This window comes from Streptomyces sp. CA-251387 (assembly GCF_050936625.1).
Classification (GTDB): domain Bacteria; phylum Actinomycetota; class Actinomycetes; order Streptomycetales; family Streptomycetaceae; genus Streptomyces.
This window is the reverse complement of record NZ_JBNJMJ010000001.1, coordinates 4,820,994-4,835,473: the sequence shown is the minus strand read 5'-3', so window position 1 is coordinate 4,835,473 and position 14,480 is coordinate 4,820,994. Positions and strand designations below refer to the sequence as shown.

14 protein-coding genes are annotated in these 14,480 nt (G+C 72.2%); 4 read left to right on the top strand and 10 right to left on the bottom strand.

The genetic code is table 11. The features are described from left to right. Window positions 1–155 precede the first annotated feature (155 nt). Entirely contained in the window at window positions 156–392 is a 237-nt protein-coding gene (locus ACQEV2_RS21595; RefSeq protein WP_433043822.1) for a hypothetical protein, read from the top strand. A gap of 524 nt (window positions 393–916) precedes the next feature. Here the strand turns inward: ACQEV2_RS21595 and ACQEV2_RS21590 are convergent. After that, window positions 917–1,897, bottom strand: a complete 981-nt coding sequence (locus tag ACQEV2_RS21590) for an NAD(P)H-quinone oxidoreductase (RefSeq protein WP_433043819.1) — start codon at window positions 1,895–1,897, stop codon at window positions 917–919. A gap of 147 nt (window positions 1,898–2,044) precedes the next feature. Between ACQEV2_RS21590 and ACQEV2_RS21585 the strand changes: the two genes are divergently transcribed. Then, entirely contained in the window at window positions 2,045–3,079 is a 1,035-nt protein-coding gene (locus tag ACQEV2_RS21585) for an ATP-binding cassette domain-containing protein (RefSeq protein WP_433043816.1), read from the top strand. Further along, window positions 3,076–3,924: an ABC transporter permease gene (locus ACQEV2_RS21580; protein WP_433043813.1), complete on the top strand. Its 849-nt coding sequence runs from the start codon at window positions 3,076–3,078 to the stop codon at window positions 3,922–3,924. Before ACQEV2_RS21585 ends, ACQEV2_RS21580 begins: the two co-directional genes overlap by 4 nt. Before the next feature lie 12 nt (window positions 3,925–3,936). On the opposite strand, the gene ACQEV2_RS21575 is transcribed toward ACQEV2_RS21580, so the two are convergent. The 6 genes from ACQEV2_RS21575 to pdhA all read right to left on the bottom strand — a co-directional run bounded on the left by ACQEV2_RS21575 (window position 3,937) and on the right by pdhA (window position 11,156). Continuing rightward, window positions 3,937–5,046 (bottom strand): potassium channel family protein, encoded by a 1,110-nt coding sequence (locus ACQEV2_RS21575; protein ID WP_433043810.1) that lies wholly within the window; start codon window positions 5,044–5,046, stop codon window positions 3,937–3,939. Further along, window positions 5,043–6,413, bottom strand: coding sequence for a molybdopterin molybdotransferase MoeA (locus tag ACQEV2_RS21570; protein WP_433043807.1), 1,371 nt, complete (start codon window positions 6,411–6,413; stop codon window positions 5,043–5,045). Before ACQEV2_RS21570 ends, ACQEV2_RS21575 begins: the two co-directional genes overlap by 4 nt. Further along, on the bottom strand, window positions 6,410–7,432 hold the full coding sequence (locus tag ACQEV2_RS21565) for an NTP transferase domain-containing protein (RefSeq protein ID WP_433043804.1): 1,023 nt from the start codon (window positions 7,430–7,432) through the stop codon (window positions 6,410–6,412). The genes ACQEV2_RS21570 and ACQEV2_RS21565 overlap by 4 nt, the downstream gene beginning before the upstream one ends. 93 nt (window positions 7,433–7,525) lie before the next feature. Next, window positions 7,526–9,019, bottom strand: a complete 1,494-nt coding sequence (locus ACQEV2_RS21560) for a dihydrolipoamide acetyltransferase family protein (RefSeq protein WP_433043801.1) — start codon at window positions 9,017–9,019, stop codon at window positions 7,526–7,528. Continuing rightward, window positions 9,019–10,023 (bottom strand): alpha-ketoacid dehydrogenase subunit beta, encoded by a 1,005-nt coding sequence (locus ACQEV2_RS21555; protein ID WP_433043798.1) that lies wholly within the window; start codon window positions 10,021–10,023, stop codon window positions 9,019–9,021. The genes ACQEV2_RS21560 and ACQEV2_RS21555 overlap by 1 nt, the downstream gene beginning before the upstream one ends. Next, window positions 10,020–11,156, bottom strand: a complete 1,137-nt coding sequence (gene pdhA, locus ACQEV2_RS21550) for a pyruvate dehydrogenase (acetyl-transferring) E1 component subunit alpha (protein ID WP_433043795.1) — start codon at window positions 11,154–11,156, stop codon at window positions 10,020–10,022. Before pdhA ends, ACQEV2_RS21555 begins: the two co-directional genes overlap by 4 nt. 190 nt (window positions 11,157–11,346) lie before the next feature. On the opposite strand from pdhA, the gene ACQEV2_RS21545 reads away from it, so the two are divergent. After that, entirely contained in the window at window positions 11,347–11,832 is a 486-nt protein-coding gene (locus ACQEV2_RS21545; RefSeq protein ID WP_433054665.1) for an Lrp/AsnC family transcriptional regulator, read from the top strand. A gap of 15 nt (window positions 11,833–11,847) precedes the next feature. Here the strand turns inward: ACQEV2_RS21545 and ACQEV2_RS21540 are convergent, their stop codons facing one another. The 3 genes from ACQEV2_RS21540 to ACQEV2_RS21530 all read right to left on the bottom strand — a co-directional run bounded on the left by ACQEV2_RS21540 (window position 11,848) and on the right by ACQEV2_RS21530 (window position 14,392). Next, window positions 11,848–12,156, bottom strand: coding sequence for a hypothetical protein (locus tag ACQEV2_RS21540; RefSeq protein ID WP_433043792.1), 309 nt, complete (start codon window positions 12,154–12,156; stop codon window positions 11,848–11,850). Between the two features lie 99 nt (window positions 12,157–12,255). Beyond that, the gene (locus ACQEV2_RS21535) at window positions 12,256–12,846 is read right to left on the bottom strand and encodes a TetR/AcrR family transcriptional regulator (RefSeq protein WP_433043789.1); all 591 of its coding nucleotides are present in this window, start codon (window positions 12,844–12,846) and stop codon (window positions 12,256–12,258) included. Window positions 12,847–12,865: 19 nt separating this feature from the next. Continuing rightward, window positions 12,866–14,392: a 3-hydroxyacyl-CoA dehydrogenase gene (locus ACQEV2_RS21530; RefSeq protein ID WP_433043786.1), complete on the bottom strand. Its 1,527-nt coding sequence runs from the start codon at window positions 14,390–14,392 to the stop codon at window positions 12,866–12,868. Window positions 14,393–14,480: the final 88 nt, after the last annotated feature.

Here is a 14,480-nt window from a genome sequence, read left to right as displayed (position 1 = left end):
CACCCTCCGACAGCCCGTCGAGGGCCGGGAGCCGCGCGGGTGAGGGGCGCGAACGGCCGGGGCGGAAGAAGGGACCGCTGGAGGACGAGGAGGCGACGAGCGAGCAGGACCGCGGCGAGGGCGAGGACAGGGACGAGGAGGGGGACGGCTCGACGTTGCCGGAGGCGGAGGGTGAGGACGACGGCGGGAGTGCGCACGAGAGCGCGGGTGCCACCGATCGCCCCGCCGGGGACACCGCCACCGCACCCTCCGCCCCGCCGACCCGGCCCATACGGCAGCCAGTGGCGCATGCCGAGCCCGTACTGGAGATCCTGCCCCTCGGCACCGGGCTGGTGCTGATCGGACTCGGCCTGGGCCTCGCCTTCGTCGGTCTACGGCTGCGGCGCGGCTAGCCAGGCGGGCGGTCGACGGGCGGCTCGGCACGGCCGGCGGGTGCCTCCGAGCGGCCAACAGGCGGCTCCGAACGGCCGACGGACGCATCCGATGTCACCTCCGTGCGGCTCCCCGAGAGCGGCGAGCCCGTCGACCACGCCGAAGTCGCGGTCCGCGGCACGGGCCCGCGCGGCGCCACACGCGTGGAGCGGCCGAGGAGTGGCTCCGAACGGCCGACTGGTCGGTCCGAACGGCCCACAGGCGCACAAGGGGCCGATACAGGCGGCTGCGAGCGACCGGCGGATGCCTCACGGCGGCCGACGCATGGCGCGGCACTCGGCGCAGGCCTGCCGCCGGGGGACGTATCCCAGTGGCCGAGCGGGGCGGGGCGGCCCTTCGCCTCCGCCCTTCGGCGTCATCGACCGCCCGCTCGACCGCCCGCCGCTTTCACCGCCACCACGGGGAGCCGCCTTACCGCCCTCACCTCCCTGGACCGGCCCGATCAGCCGGTCGGACCGCACGACGGGTGCGACGGCGGACGGCTCTACGGCGCCACGAGCAGCACCTTCCCGACGTGCCCGCTCTCCTCCACCACCCGGTGTGCCTCGGCCGCTTCCTTCATCGGAAGCTCGCGGTCGACGACCGGGCGTACGTGGCCGGCGTCCACCAGCGGCCACACGTGTTCACGTACGGCCGCCACGATCGCCGCCTTCTCGGCGAGCGGACGGATCCGCAGCGAGGTCGCGCTGATCGCGCCGCGCTTGGACAGGAGCGCGCCGATGTTCAGCTCGCCCTTGACGCCGCCCTGCATGCCGATGATCGCGAGGCGGCCGTTGACGGCGAGGGCCTGGACGTTGCGGTCGAGGTACTTGGCGCCCATGTTGTCGAGGATGACGTCGGCACCGATCCCGTCGGTGGCCTTCTTCACCTCGGCGACGAAGTCCTGCTCCCGATAGTTGATCAGGACGTCGGCGCCCAGCTCGGCACACCGGTCCAGCTTCTCCTTGCTGCCCGCGGTGACGGCGACCTTGGCGCCGACGGCCTTGGCGAGCTGGATGGCCATGGTGCCGATGCCGCTGGAGCCGCCGTGCACGAGCAGGGTCTCGCCGGGGCGGAGGTGGGAGACCATGAACACGTTCGACCAGACCGTGCAGACCACCTCGGGCAGCGCGGCGGCCTGCGTGAGGCTCACCCCCTTGGGCACGGGCAGCAGCTGGCCGGCCGGTACGGCGACCTTCTCGGCGTAGCCGCCGCCGGCGAGCAGCGCGCACACCTCGTCGCCGACGGCCCAGCCGGATACACCGGGACCGAGCTCGGCGATCCTGCCGGAGCACTCCAGGCCGGGGTAGGGGGAGGCGCCGGGGGGCGGGTTGTAGAAGCCCTGCCGCTGCACGATGTCGGCGCGGTTGACGGCCCCGGCCACCACCTCGACCAGCACTTCGCCCTCACCGGGCACGGGATCGGGGACCTCGTCCCACACCAGCACCTCGGGGCCACCGAATTCGGGAATCGTGATCGCATGCATGGGCAGGACGCTACTCCTCGGTCTCCCGCTCCATGTCCCGCCGTTCTTGAGCGGGTCCAACCCGAAATCTCTGTGGCGACCGATGAGTTTGCGCGGCGGTAAAGGTCTCCCCATGCGTAGCCCAAGCACGCGGAAGGACACCCCACCATGAGGCAGCACTCCTCAGGCCTGGCCATCGAGACCGCAGGGCTGGTGAAGACGTTCGGCGAGACACGGGCCGTCGACGGCGTGGACCTCGCGGTCCCGGCCGGCGCGGTCTACGGCGTCCTCGGTCCGAACGGCGCCGGCAAGACCACCACGGTGAAGATGCTCGCCACCCTCCTGCGACCCGACGGCGGCGAGGCCCACGTCTTCGGTCACGACGTCGTGCGTGAGGCCGACGAGGTGCGCGGCCGGGTGAGCCTCACCGGCCAGTACGCCTCCGTGGACGAGGACCTCACCGGCACCGAGAACCTGGTCCTGCTGGGCCGGCTCCTCGGGCACGGCAAGAAGGCCGCACGGGAGCGTTCGGCGCAGCTCCTGGAAGCCTTCGGGCTGACGGAGGCGGCCGGGAAGCAGGTCAAGAACTACTCCGGCGGCATGCGGCGCCGTATCGACATCGCCGCGTCCATCCTCAACACCCCCGACCTGCTCTTCCTCGACGAGCCGACGACCGGTCTCGACCCGCGCAGCCGCAACCAGGTGTGGGACATCGTGCGCGCGGTCGTCGCCCAGGGCACCACCGTGCTGCTGACCACGCAGTATCTGGACGAGGCCGACCAGCTGGCGTCCCGTATCGCCGTCATCGACCACGGCAAGGTCATCGCCGAGGGGACCAAGGGCGAGCTGAAGGCGTCCGTCGGCGCCGGTTCCGTACATCTGCGGCTGGCTGATCCTGCCCAGCGGCACCTGGCGGCGGAGCTGCTGGTCCGCGCCCTCGACGCGCAGGTGCAGCCGGAACCCGACCCGGTGGCCCTGACCGCACGCCTGAGTGGGGCAGCGAAGGACGACACGGCGGCCGAGCAGGCCGCCCGCGCGCTGAACGAACTCGCCCGCGCCGGCATCACCGTCGACAACTTCTCGCTGGGCCAGCCCAGCCTGGACGAGGTGTTCCTCGCCCTCACCGGACACGACACCCGCACATCCCGCGACGGCCACGGATCCGCCGACGCAGACGACAAGAAGGACGAGGTGGCGGCATGAGCACCGCGACGACCACGGAGAGCAAGGACCTCGCACCGGTCAGCACCGAGTCGCTCGCGGCTCTGCTCGTTGCCGCGGAGCGGCCGCCGCGGCCCAGCGCCTGGTCGGCCTCCATGACCTTCGGCTGGCGTGCGGTCCTGAAGATCAAGCATGTCCCGGAGCAGCTCTTCGACGTGACCGCGTTCCCGATCATGATGGTGCTGATGTACACGTACCTGTTCGGGGGCGCCCTGGCCGGGTCGCCGAAGGAGTACATCCAGTTCCTGCTGCCGGGCATTCTCGTGATGTCGGTCGTGATGATCACGATGTACACCGGTGTCTCGGTGAACACCGACATCGAGAAGGGCGTCTTCGACCGCTTCCGCTCACTGCCCATCTGGCGGCCGTCGACCATGGTCGGCTATCTGCTGGGTGACGCTCTGCGCTACACGATCGCGTCCGTCGTGATGCTCACCGTCGGCATCGTCCTGGGCTACCGCCCGGACGGCGGGGTCGGCGGCGTGCTCGCCGGGATCGCGCTGCTCATTGTGTTCTCGTTCGCGTTCTCGTGGATCTGGACGATGTTCGGGCTGATGCTGCGCAGCGAGAAGTCGGTGATGGGCGTCAGCATGATGGTGATCTTCCCGCTCACCTTCCTGTCCAACGTCTTCGTCGACCCGAAGACCATGCCGGGCTGGCTGCAGGCCTTCGTCAACAACAGCCCGATCACCCATCTGTCCTCGGCCGTCCGCGCGTTGATGGCGGGTGACTGGCCGGCCGACGAGATCGCCTGGTCGCTGGGCTGGGCGGGCCTGTTCGTGCTGGTCTTCGGGCCGATCACGATGCGGCTGTACAACCGCAAGTAGCCGGACCAGATGTCAGAAGGCCTTCATCCCCGGGGGCAGGCGCCGGTCATCGGGTGCGACCTGACTGCCCGGCGTCGCCCGCACGATGGTGATCAGCCGGTCCGTCAACTGCAGTGTCCCGACGTCCGGATCGTCGTATCCGAGCACCCGGTGCCCCCGTACGACGCTGACCACCAGATCCTCCGTCTGCCGCGGGCTCTTGCCCACCTCGGCCTTTATGACCGGCCGTTCGATGATGTCGAGCCCGCTGCCCTGCTGGATCAGGTCCTCCAGGACCATGCCGGCGGCGGGGCTGAGCACCGACAGGCCGAGCAGCCGGCCGGCCGCGCTGGCGCTGGTGATGACCGCGTCGGCGCCGGACTGTTTCAGCAGCGGTGCGTTCTCCTCCTCGCGCACCGCGGCCACGATCTTCGCGCCGCGGTTGAGCTGCCGGGCCGTCAGCGTCACCAAGACGGCCGTGTCGTCGCGCTGGGTCGCGATGATGATCTTCCGCGCCTTGTGCACCTCGGCCCGCTTCAGTACCTCGCTGCGGGTCGCGTCGCCCACGACACCGGCGTACCCGTCGGCGACCGCCGCGTCGATCACCTTGGAACTCGGGTCCACCACGACGACGTGTTCCTTGTTCAGGCCCGACGCGATGACGGTCTGGATCGCCGAACGTCCCTTCGTTCCGAAGCCGACGACAACGGTGTGGTCGCGCAAGGAAGACCTCCAGCGGGTCAGACGCCATTCCTCCCGGGTCCGTTCGGTGAGGACCTCGAGCGTGGTGCCGACCAGGATGATCAGGAACAGCACACGCAGGGGCGTGATGACGAAGATGTTGGTGATCCGGGCGGCGTCACTGACCGGGGTGATGTCGCCGTATCCGGTGGTGGAGAGGCTGACAGTCGCGTAGTAGAAGGCGTCGAGAAGGTCGACGGAGCCGTCGGAGTTGTCGTTGTAGCCCTCGTGGTCGGCGTAGACGATCAAGGCGGTCGCGACGAGCAGCGCCAAGGCCAGCACGACCCGCTTGGCGACCTGGCGGAACGGATGCTCCACGATCTTCTTCGGGAGCTTGACCCGATAGGTCGCGACCCGCTCGTCCTCCCGGCGCGCTATCGCATCCTGGCCCGGAAGTTTCACGTGAAACACACCTCGATGCCGGCGGTCGCCCACGGCAGATCGAGCAGCTCGGTCTCCTGACCCGCACGCGCGCCGCCCGGCGGTACGACGGCAACGGCGTCGGCCGCCGCCATGCCCCGGAGCATGGCCGGGCCGTGGTAGTGCAACGGCACGGCATGGTCGCCCCGCAGCACGACCGGGATGAGCCGGGTGTCGTACGGATGCCCGTGCGCCGTTTCCTTCAGGGGCAGCGTGTAGGACTCGGGCGCCGGGCGGGCGGCGAGCGTGCGCAGCAGGGGTTCGGCGAGGGTGAGCAGGCCGGAGACGGCGGCGAGAGGGTTGCCGGGCAGGCCGACGAGGTGTTGGTTCTCCTTGGTGCGGGCCAGCAGCATGGGGTGGCCGGGCCGCACCTTGACGCCGTCCACCAGGAGTTCGGCCCCGATGCGCTTCAGCGTGGGGTGGACGTGGTCGACGGGGCCGGCCGCGGTGCCGCCGGTGGTGACGATGAGGTCGGCGTCGGAGGTGGTGAGCGCCTTGTGCAGAGCCTTGGCGTCGTCACCGAGCCTGCGTACGGCGGTGACCTCGGCACCGAGGGAGCGCAGCCAGGGCGGCAGCATCGGGCCGAGGGCGTCCCGGATCAGACCCTCGCGCGGGAGCCCCTCGGTCAGCAACTCGTCGCCGAGGACGAGGACTTCGACGCGGGGGCGGGGTACGGCGGTGACGGTGTCGTATCCGGCGGCCGCGGCCAGGCCGAGCACGGCCGGGGTCACGAGGGTGCCGACGGCGAGCAGTTGGTCACCGCTACGGCACTCCTGGCCGCGGGGGCGGATGTCCTGGCCGGGCTCGATCTCCCGTGTTCCGTGCAGGCGGTCCTTGCTGTCCATGCGGCCGTGCTCGCTGCGCAGGACGGCGGTGGTGTCCGGGGGGATACGGGCGCCGGTCGCGATACGGACGGCCTCGCCGTCGGTGAGCGGCTCGGGCTCACCATGCCCGGCCAGGATGCCCTCGTCCCGTACGTCCCAGGGGCCGGGGCCCGCGACCGCCCAGCCGTCCATCGCCGAGGTGTCGAAGGAGGGCAGATCGGTGAGGGCGGTGAGGGGGGCGGCCAGGGTGAGACCGAGCGCGGCGTCGAGGGGGACGGAGACCGGGGCGCGGTGGGCGGCCCGGGCGGCGGTACGGGCGGCGCGGGCGGCGATCTCGCGGGCTTCGGGCCAGGGGGTGGCCTTGTGGTGGCGGTCCTGGTTGTGGGGGCCCGGCGCGTGCGGGGCGGGGGTGGGCACGTGGCCGGCGGGGGTGTGGTGGCCGTTGTGTTCGTTCACGAGGGCGAGCACCTCCTCGACGTCGAGGTCCTCGGCGTCCTCGTCCGCCTGGATGCCGCGGGCGGTCATCCGGCGTCCGGGCGGCTGGTGTCGGGCGTGGCGTCGGGGGCCGCGTCGGGCTTGGTCGCGGCCGCCTCGTCCGCCCAGCGGACGGCGAGGGCGGCGGCCTTGCGGGAGGCCTCGGCGACGGCTTCGGGGCCGCCTTCGCCGCCCTTGGCCTGTGCCGCCGCGTACCCGACGAGGAAGGTGGTCAGCGGCGCCGCGGGCCGTGCCACGCCGTGGGCGGCGTCGCGGGCCAGGTCCAGCAGCACCTTGGTGTCGACGTCGAGGTCGATGCCCAGTTCGTCCTTGACTGCGGAAATCCATTCATCCAACACGTGCCCATGCTCCCTGATGCGTGCCCTGGCGGTGGCGATGTCGTCCCAGGTGTCGCAGTCGAAGGACGCGACGGGGTCGGGGACGCGGGTGAGATCGAGGGCACCGGTCAGCCGACGCAGGGGGAGGCCGGTGAGACCACCGCCCTCGGGACCAGTACGGCGACCGCCCTCGGATCGGGTGCGGCCACCGCCCTCGGGACCAGTGCGGCCGTCGTGCCCTTGGGTGAGCGCGGCCAGTTCTCGGCGCAGCGCGGACGCGCGGTACGCGGCGACGAGCGGCTGGTCGCGGCCGCCCGCGTCGGTGAGCAGCGCGCCGTCGGCGCCGCTGGTGCGCAGGGCGGCCAGCAGCCGCCGGACCGTGCCCTCGTCGAGGAACGGCAGGTCGGCCGAGAGGACGACGACCCGCTCCGCCGTGGTGTGCCGCAGCCCGGCGTCGAGTGCGGCGAGCGGGCCGCCGCCGGGCGGGTCCTCGCGCGCCCAGGTCACGGGTCGTGCGGTGGGCCGGGGGTCGGCGACGACGACAGTCGTGCGCGCGTCGGCGCAGGCGGCGAGCACCCGGTCGAGCAGGGCCCGCCCGCCGACGCGCACCGCGGGTTTGTCCGCGCCGCCGAGCCGCCGGGCAGCACCGCCGGCGAGCACGACGGCGTCGTACGCGGTGTCGTCCCCGGTATCGGCGGCGCCCTGCGCGCCCGTCGAGTCGTACGCGGTCACCCCCCGAGTATGCGTGCCCGCGCGATCACAGGGAACGGAGGGGAAGCAGCCGACCCTGGGGGCGGCGTGGATCGGTCGGCCGCCATGCCTCCGTCACAGGGTGCGCAGCAGCACCGCCGGGTGTTCCACGCAGTCCGCCACGTACCGCAGGAAGCCTCCTGCGGTGCCGCCGTCGCAGACCCGGTGGTCGAAGGTGAGCGAGAGCTCGACGACCTGCCGCACCGCCAGCTCGCCCTCGTGGACCCAGGGCTTGGGGATGATGCGGCCGACGCCGAGCATGGCGGCCTCGGGGTGGTTGATGATCGGCGTGGAGCCGTCGACGCCGAACACGCCGTAGTTGTTCAACGTGAAGGTGCCGCCGGTGAGTTCCGCGGGCGTGAGGGTGCCCGCACGGGCCGCCTCGGTCAGCCGGGCGAACTCCGCGGTCAGCGACTCCGCGTCGCGCGCGTGCGCGTCCCGCACGACCGGGACGACGAGCCCTCGTTCGGTCTGCGCGGCGAACCCGAGGTGCACGTGCTCGAGCTGGACTATCTCCCGGGCCGCCATGTCCACCGTGGAGTTGAGCTCGGGGAACCGGGCCAGGGCGGCGGTGCAGATACGGGCCAGCAGGGCGAGGAGGGAGATCTTCGGCCCACCGGCGGCGTTCATCGCGGCGCGTGCCCGCATGAGCTCGGTCGCGTCGGCATCCACCCAGCACGTCGCGTCCGGTATCTCCCGCCGGCTGCGCGAGAGCTTGTCGGCGACGGCACCGCGGACACCCTTGAGGGGGACGCGGATGCCGGCGGGGGGCGCGGAGGAGCGAACAGGGGCCTGCGTGGCCGGCACGGACGCGGCGGGGGCCGTCGGCGTCACGTGCGTGTGCGGCTCGGCCGACGGCTGGACCGTCCGGCCGTGCGCCTCGGCTGCCCGCAGCGCGTACTCGACGTCGGCCCGCAGAATCAGCCCGTCCGGTCCGGAGCCGTGCAGTTCCCTCAGGTCCAGCCCGTGCTCGCGGGCGAGGCGGCGGACGAGCGGGGAGATCACGGGGACGGGGCCTTCGTTGCGAGCGTCCTCGGCCTGCGCCGTCCCAGGACCGGCACCGGCGGGGCCGTGTCCCGCCGCTGTTCCGACGGGCCGCGCCACGGTGGGGGCAGTGGCGCGCTCGGCGGTGGGCATGCCCTCGCGCGCCGCGGCACCGTTGGCCGCACCACCCGCGGTCTGTCCCGCCGATGCCGCCGGAGTGGCCGGCCGTACTCGCCTGCGCCGCGCCGGCGGCGCACCGGTGCCGTAGCCCACGAGGACATTGCCCGAGCCTTCGTCGGTGCCCTCCCCCGGCCCCTCGGCCATACCGCCGGAGGCAGGCGCTCCCACCGCCACCGTCAGCAGCGGCGCCCCGACGGGCAGCTCCGTCCCCTCCTCGCCGAAGCGGGCCGTGACCACGCCGGCGTAGGGGCAGGGGATGTCGACCATCGCCTTGGCCGTCTCGACCTCGACGACCGGCTGGTCGACGGTGACGACGTCCCCGACCTCCACCAGCCAGCGCACGATCTCCGCCTCGGTGAGCCCCTCCCCGAGGTCGGGGAGCTTGAACTCCAGCACCTGTGCCATCAGCTCTCGGCCTCCCACTGCAGACGCCCCACGGCGTCCAGGATCCGGTCCACGCCGGGCAGGTGGTGACGCTCCAGCATCGGCGGCGGGTAGGGGATGTCGAACCCGGCCACGCGCAGCACCGGCGCCTCCAGGTGGTGGAAGCAGCGCTCCGTGACGCGGGCCGCGATCTCCCCTCCCGGGCCGCCGAACCCGCCCGACTCGTGCACGACGACCGCCCGTCCGGTCCGCCGTACCGAAGCGCTGACCGTCTCGTCGTCGAACGGCACCAGCGAGCGCAGGTCGACGACTTCCAGGTCCCAGCCCTCCTCCCGAGCCGCCTCGGCGGCTTCGAGGCAGACGGGCACGGACGGTCCGTACGTGATGAGCGTGGCGCTCCGGCCCGAGCGCCGCACCACCGCGCGGCCAATCGGTTCAACGTCCGTCGGATGCTCCGGGTTCCAGGAGTCCTTCGACCAGTACAGGCGCTTGGGCTCCAGGAAGACGACCGGGTCGTCGGAGGCGATGGCGGCGCGCAGCAGCCCGTAGGCGTCGGCGACGGTCGCGGGCGTGACGACATGGAGCCCCGGAGTCGCCATGTAGTACGCCTCGGAGGAGTCGCTGTGGTGCTCGACGCCGCCGATGCCGCCGCCGTAGGGGACGCGGACGGTGATCGGCAGCGGCATCTTGCCGCGGGTGCGGTTGCGCATGCGCGCGACGTGCGAGATGAGCTGCTCGAACGCCGGGTAGGCGAACGCGTCGAACTGCATCTCCACGACGGGGCGCAGACCGTACATGGCCATGCCCACCGCGGTGCCCAGAATCCCCGCCTCGGCCAGCGGCGTGTCCGTGCAGCGGTCCTCGCCGAACTCCTTGGCGAGACCGTCGGTGACGCGGAAGACGCCGCCGAGGGTGCCGACGTCCTCGCCCATGACGTGCACGGTGGGGTCTTCCGCCATGGCGTCGCGCATCGCGCGCGTGAGGGCCTGCGCCATGGTGGCCGGCTTGACGGCGACGGTGGTCATCGGTGCGACCCTTCCGACTCGGCTGCGAGCTCGGCCCGCAGCTGGGCCTGCTGTTCGCGCAGCTGGGGGGTGGGCTCGGCGTACACGTGGGCGAACAGGTCCCCTGGGTCGAGCGCCGGGTCCTGGTTCATGCGTTCGCGCAGGTCGGCCGCCATGGCCTCGGCGGTGTCCCGGGCGGCCTGCTTGCCGTCCCCGTCGAGCAGGCCGCGCTCGGTCAGCTCGTGCTCCAGGAGCGCGATCGGGTCGTGTCCGCGCCAGGTCTCCACCTCGGAGTCGCCGCGGTAGCGGGTCGCGTCGTCGGCGTTGGTGTGGGCTTCGATGCGGTAGGTGATCGCCTCGATCAGCGTCGGCCCGCCGCCCGCGCGTGCGTGCCGGATGGCGTCGCTGAGGACCTCGTGCACGGCGGCCGCGTCGTTGCCGTCGACCAGGCGGCCGGGCATGCCGTAGCCGACGGCCTTGTGGGCCAGCGAGGGGGCGGCGGTCTGCTTGGCGAGCGGGACGGAGATCGCGAAGCCGTTGTTCTGGACCAGGAAGACGACCGGCGCCTGCCATACGGCGGCGAAGTTCAGCGCCTCGTGGAAGTCGCCCTCGCTGGTGCCGCCGTCGCCGACCATGGCGAGCGCGACCACGTCGTCGCCCTTGAGGCGGGCGGCGTGCGCGAGGCCGACGGCGTGCGGGAGCTGGGTGGCGAGCGGCGTGCACAGGGGGGCGACGCGGTGCTCGTAGGGGTCGTAGCCGGTGTGCCAGTCGCCGCGCAGCAGGGTCAGCGCCTCGACGGGATCCACGCCCCGGGCGACGGCGGCGAGGGTGTCGCGGTAGCTGGGGAACAGCCAGTCGCGGTCCTCCAGCGCGAGCGCGGCGGCGACCTCACAGGCCTCCTGGCCGGTGCTGGACGGGTACACGGCGAGGCGGCCCTGCTTCGTGAGCGCGGTCGCCTGCGCGTTGTACCTGCGGCCGCGCACCAGCTCGGCGTAGAGCCGGCGCAGCAGGTCCGGGTCGGCCTTCGCGGCCGTCTCCGTGCCGAGCACGCGATACGGCTCCGCGTCGGGCAACAGCGGCGCGGGGTCCATGCGGGGCTGCCAGGCGGGCGGCGGCGACGGCCGATACGCGCCTCGCTGCTCCATGACCGTCATGACGGCACCTCCTCGTGGGAGCGGCTACGGAAGGCGCAGCTGCAGTGATGCGCCTCACCTACCGATTGTTCGGTCGTCGGCACATTTTGGCTACAGGCCCCCTCAGGCTGTGGACAAACGGTTCTCCACAGCCTCCAATGAACGCAGTACGTCCACGGCGGGAAGGTGGGGGGACATGACGCCTGAACAAATGGCCGAGAGCCCGGACGGGAGCGGCCCCCTGTCGCCGCCGCGTCCGCTCGACGCCATTGATCAGGACATCCTGCAGATGCTCCAGGCGGACGGCCGCGCGTCGATACGGTCGGTCGCCGAGCGGGTCCATGTCTCGCGCGCCAACGCCTACGCCCGCATCAACCGCCTCATTGAGGACGGCGTCATCCGCGGCTTCGGCGCCCGCGTCAACCATGAGCGCGCGGGTCACGGCACCTCGGCGTACATCACCCTGAAGATCGTCCAGAACTCCTGGCGGACGGTGCGCGAGCAGCTGCGGCAGCTGCCCGGTGCCTCCCACATCGCCCTGGTGGGCGGTGACTTCGACGTCCTGCTCCTGGTGCACACGCCCGACAACCGGGCGCTGCGCGAGCTGGTCCTCACCCGGCTGCAGGCGATCCCGGAGGTGCTCAGCACGCGCACGCTGCTGGTGTTCGAGGAGGAGGACCTGGAGCCGCAGGGGTGAGCGTCCGGCCCGCCGTCAGGCCGAGCCCCACAGCATGACCATCCACACCAGGAACAGCAGCGGAAGAAGCGCGCAGAGGAGGCCGGCGACGGCAGCCGTCACGCGCAGCATCCGAGCGGACCGGCGGTGCGGCAGCGCCCAGGCGAGCGCGAGCAGTCCCACCGCCCAGTAGACCGCGGCCCCGAGGGTCGTGCCGAGAGCGTCCTCGGCGCCCAGCAGGGCGAGCTCCCATACGAGGAGCGGCAGCCCGGGCACCGTGACGATGAGCGGCGCCTTCCACCACGTCGGGTCGGTGTCGGAGGGCCGTATGTCGTTCTGGGTCATGCGGCACAGCTCACCGGACGGGACCGCCCGGGGGACATCCGGCGGCGTACTCACCCGTCCACGCGCGCGTACTCAGACGGCCGTCGCAGGAGGCGCCGGTCAGCCCGCCTGGCGCAAGCCTCCGAAGACCAGCCGCACGACCGTGTCGGCGACCTCGCGCTCGTTCATGCCGCGGCCGTCCGGGCGGTACCACTCCACGATCGAGTTGATCATTCCGAAGACGAGCCGGGTCGCCAGCCGCACCTCCACGTCGGCGCGCACCTCCCCGTCGGCCGCGGCCGCCTTCAGGAGGTCGGCGACCCGGTGGTCGAAGTCACGGCGCCGCTCCAGGGCCCAGCGCTCGGTCTCGGTGTTGCCGCGCACCCGCAGCAGCAGCGTCACATAGGGCAGCTCGGCTATGAGCACCTCGACCATGCGCCGTACGACGTACTCCAGCCGGTCGGCGGCGTGCCCCACGCGCGCGTGCTCCTCGCCGAGGATCCCGAAGAGCCCGTCGAGCGCCCGACTGACGGCGCGGCGCAGCAGCTCCTCCTTGCCCGTGACGTGGTGGTAGATCGACGACTTGGAGATGCCGGCCGCCTTGGAGAGGTGCTCCATGGAGGTGCCGTCGTAGCCACGCTCGTTGAAGACCTGCACGGCGACGGTGAGCAGCGTCTCGGGCGTGTACGTGTCGCGCTTGGCAGTGGTCATTCGGTGCTGCCCTCCCGGGTCATGAGGTACTGCCCTCGCGCTTGTCGGAGGCGTAGGCGTGGCGGTACAGCGCGAGGGACGGCGCGTACCGCCCGGAGGGGTCGCGCAGATGCAGGTCGTCCAGGAGGGCGTACGCCCAGTTGCGGCCGAGCCTACGGCTCCATTCGAAGGGGCCGAGCGGGTAGTTGACGCCGAGGCGCATCGCGGTGTCGATGTCCTCCTCGGTGGCCACGCCCTTGGCGACGGCGTCGTGCGCCAGGTCCACGATCCGGGCGACCGTGCGCGCGACGATCATGCCGGGGACGTCGCCGATGACGCTGACGTCCTTGCCGAGCGCCTGGAAGAGACCGGTGGCCTCGGCGAGCGTCTGCGGCGAGGTGTCCTGGGAGGCGGACAGGGCGATACGGGTGGCCCGGCGGTAGTCGAGGGCGAGGTCGAAGTAGACGACGTCCCGGAACTCCACCGAGGTCTGGCCGTCGGCGAGCGCGAGCTGGCCGCCGCTGGGCAGCACCAGGCGGGTGCCGTGGTCCTCGTCCTCCTCACGCACGGCGATGCCCGCCTCGCGGATCAGCGCAAGCAGCTCGGAGGCGGGGCCCAGATCGCCCTCCGCGACGACGTAGGCGGGCGGGCGGCCCTTCTCCGCCGTGTGCGGCTCGGCACGCTCGGCGGCCCCGTTCTCGTCGGAATAGTCGTACCAGCCGTGCCCGCTCTTGCGGCCGAGCCGGCCCGACTCGACCAGGCGCCGCTGGGCGAGCGAGGGCGCGAACCGCACGTCCTGGAAGAAGGACTGCCACACGGAGTGCGTCACGGACTCGTTGACGTCCTGCCCGATGAGGTCGGTGAGCTCGAAGGCGCCCATCCTGAAGCCGCCGCACTCGCGCAGGACGGCGTCGATGGTGGCCGGGTCGGCTCCTTGCGCCTCGTAGACCGCGAAGGCCTCGGCGTAGAAGGGCCGGGCGATGCGGTTGACGATGAAACCGGGGGTGTCGGCGCAGGCGACCGGCGTCTTGCCCCAGGCGCGTGCCGTCTCGTACCCGCGCGTGGCCGAGGTGACGTCGGTGGCGAACCCGGAGACGACCTCGACGAGCGGCAGCAGCGGCGCCGGGTTGAAGAAGTGCAGGCCGACGAAGCGGCCGGGGTTGCGCAGGGCGCCGCCGATGGCCGTGACGGACAGGGACGAGGTGTTGGTGGCGAGCAGGCAGTCCTCGCCGACGATGCCCTCCAGCTCGCGGAAGAGCTCCTGCTTGACGTCGAGGCGCTCCAGGACGGCCTCGACGACGAGCGCGCAGTCCGCGAGGTCGGTGAGGTTCTCGGCGGCCTGCAGCCGCGCGCGGGCCGCGTCCCGGTCGGCGCCGGTGAGGCGGTCCTTCTCGACGAGCCGGTCGAGGCGCGCGCCGATCGCGTCGGCCGCGTCCTGGGCACGCCCGGGAACGGCGTCGTACAGCCGTACGGGATGGCCCGCGACCAACGCGACCTGGGCGATGCCCTGGCCCATGGTGCCGGTGCCGACGACGGCCACGGGGCTGCTGAGGTCGAGTGCTGTCATGTGCGCGATCCTCCCGCACGGGGTTTTCCACAGATGCGGCGGACCCCCTTGAACCGACCGATCGTTCGGTTACTCTAACTCTGACTGC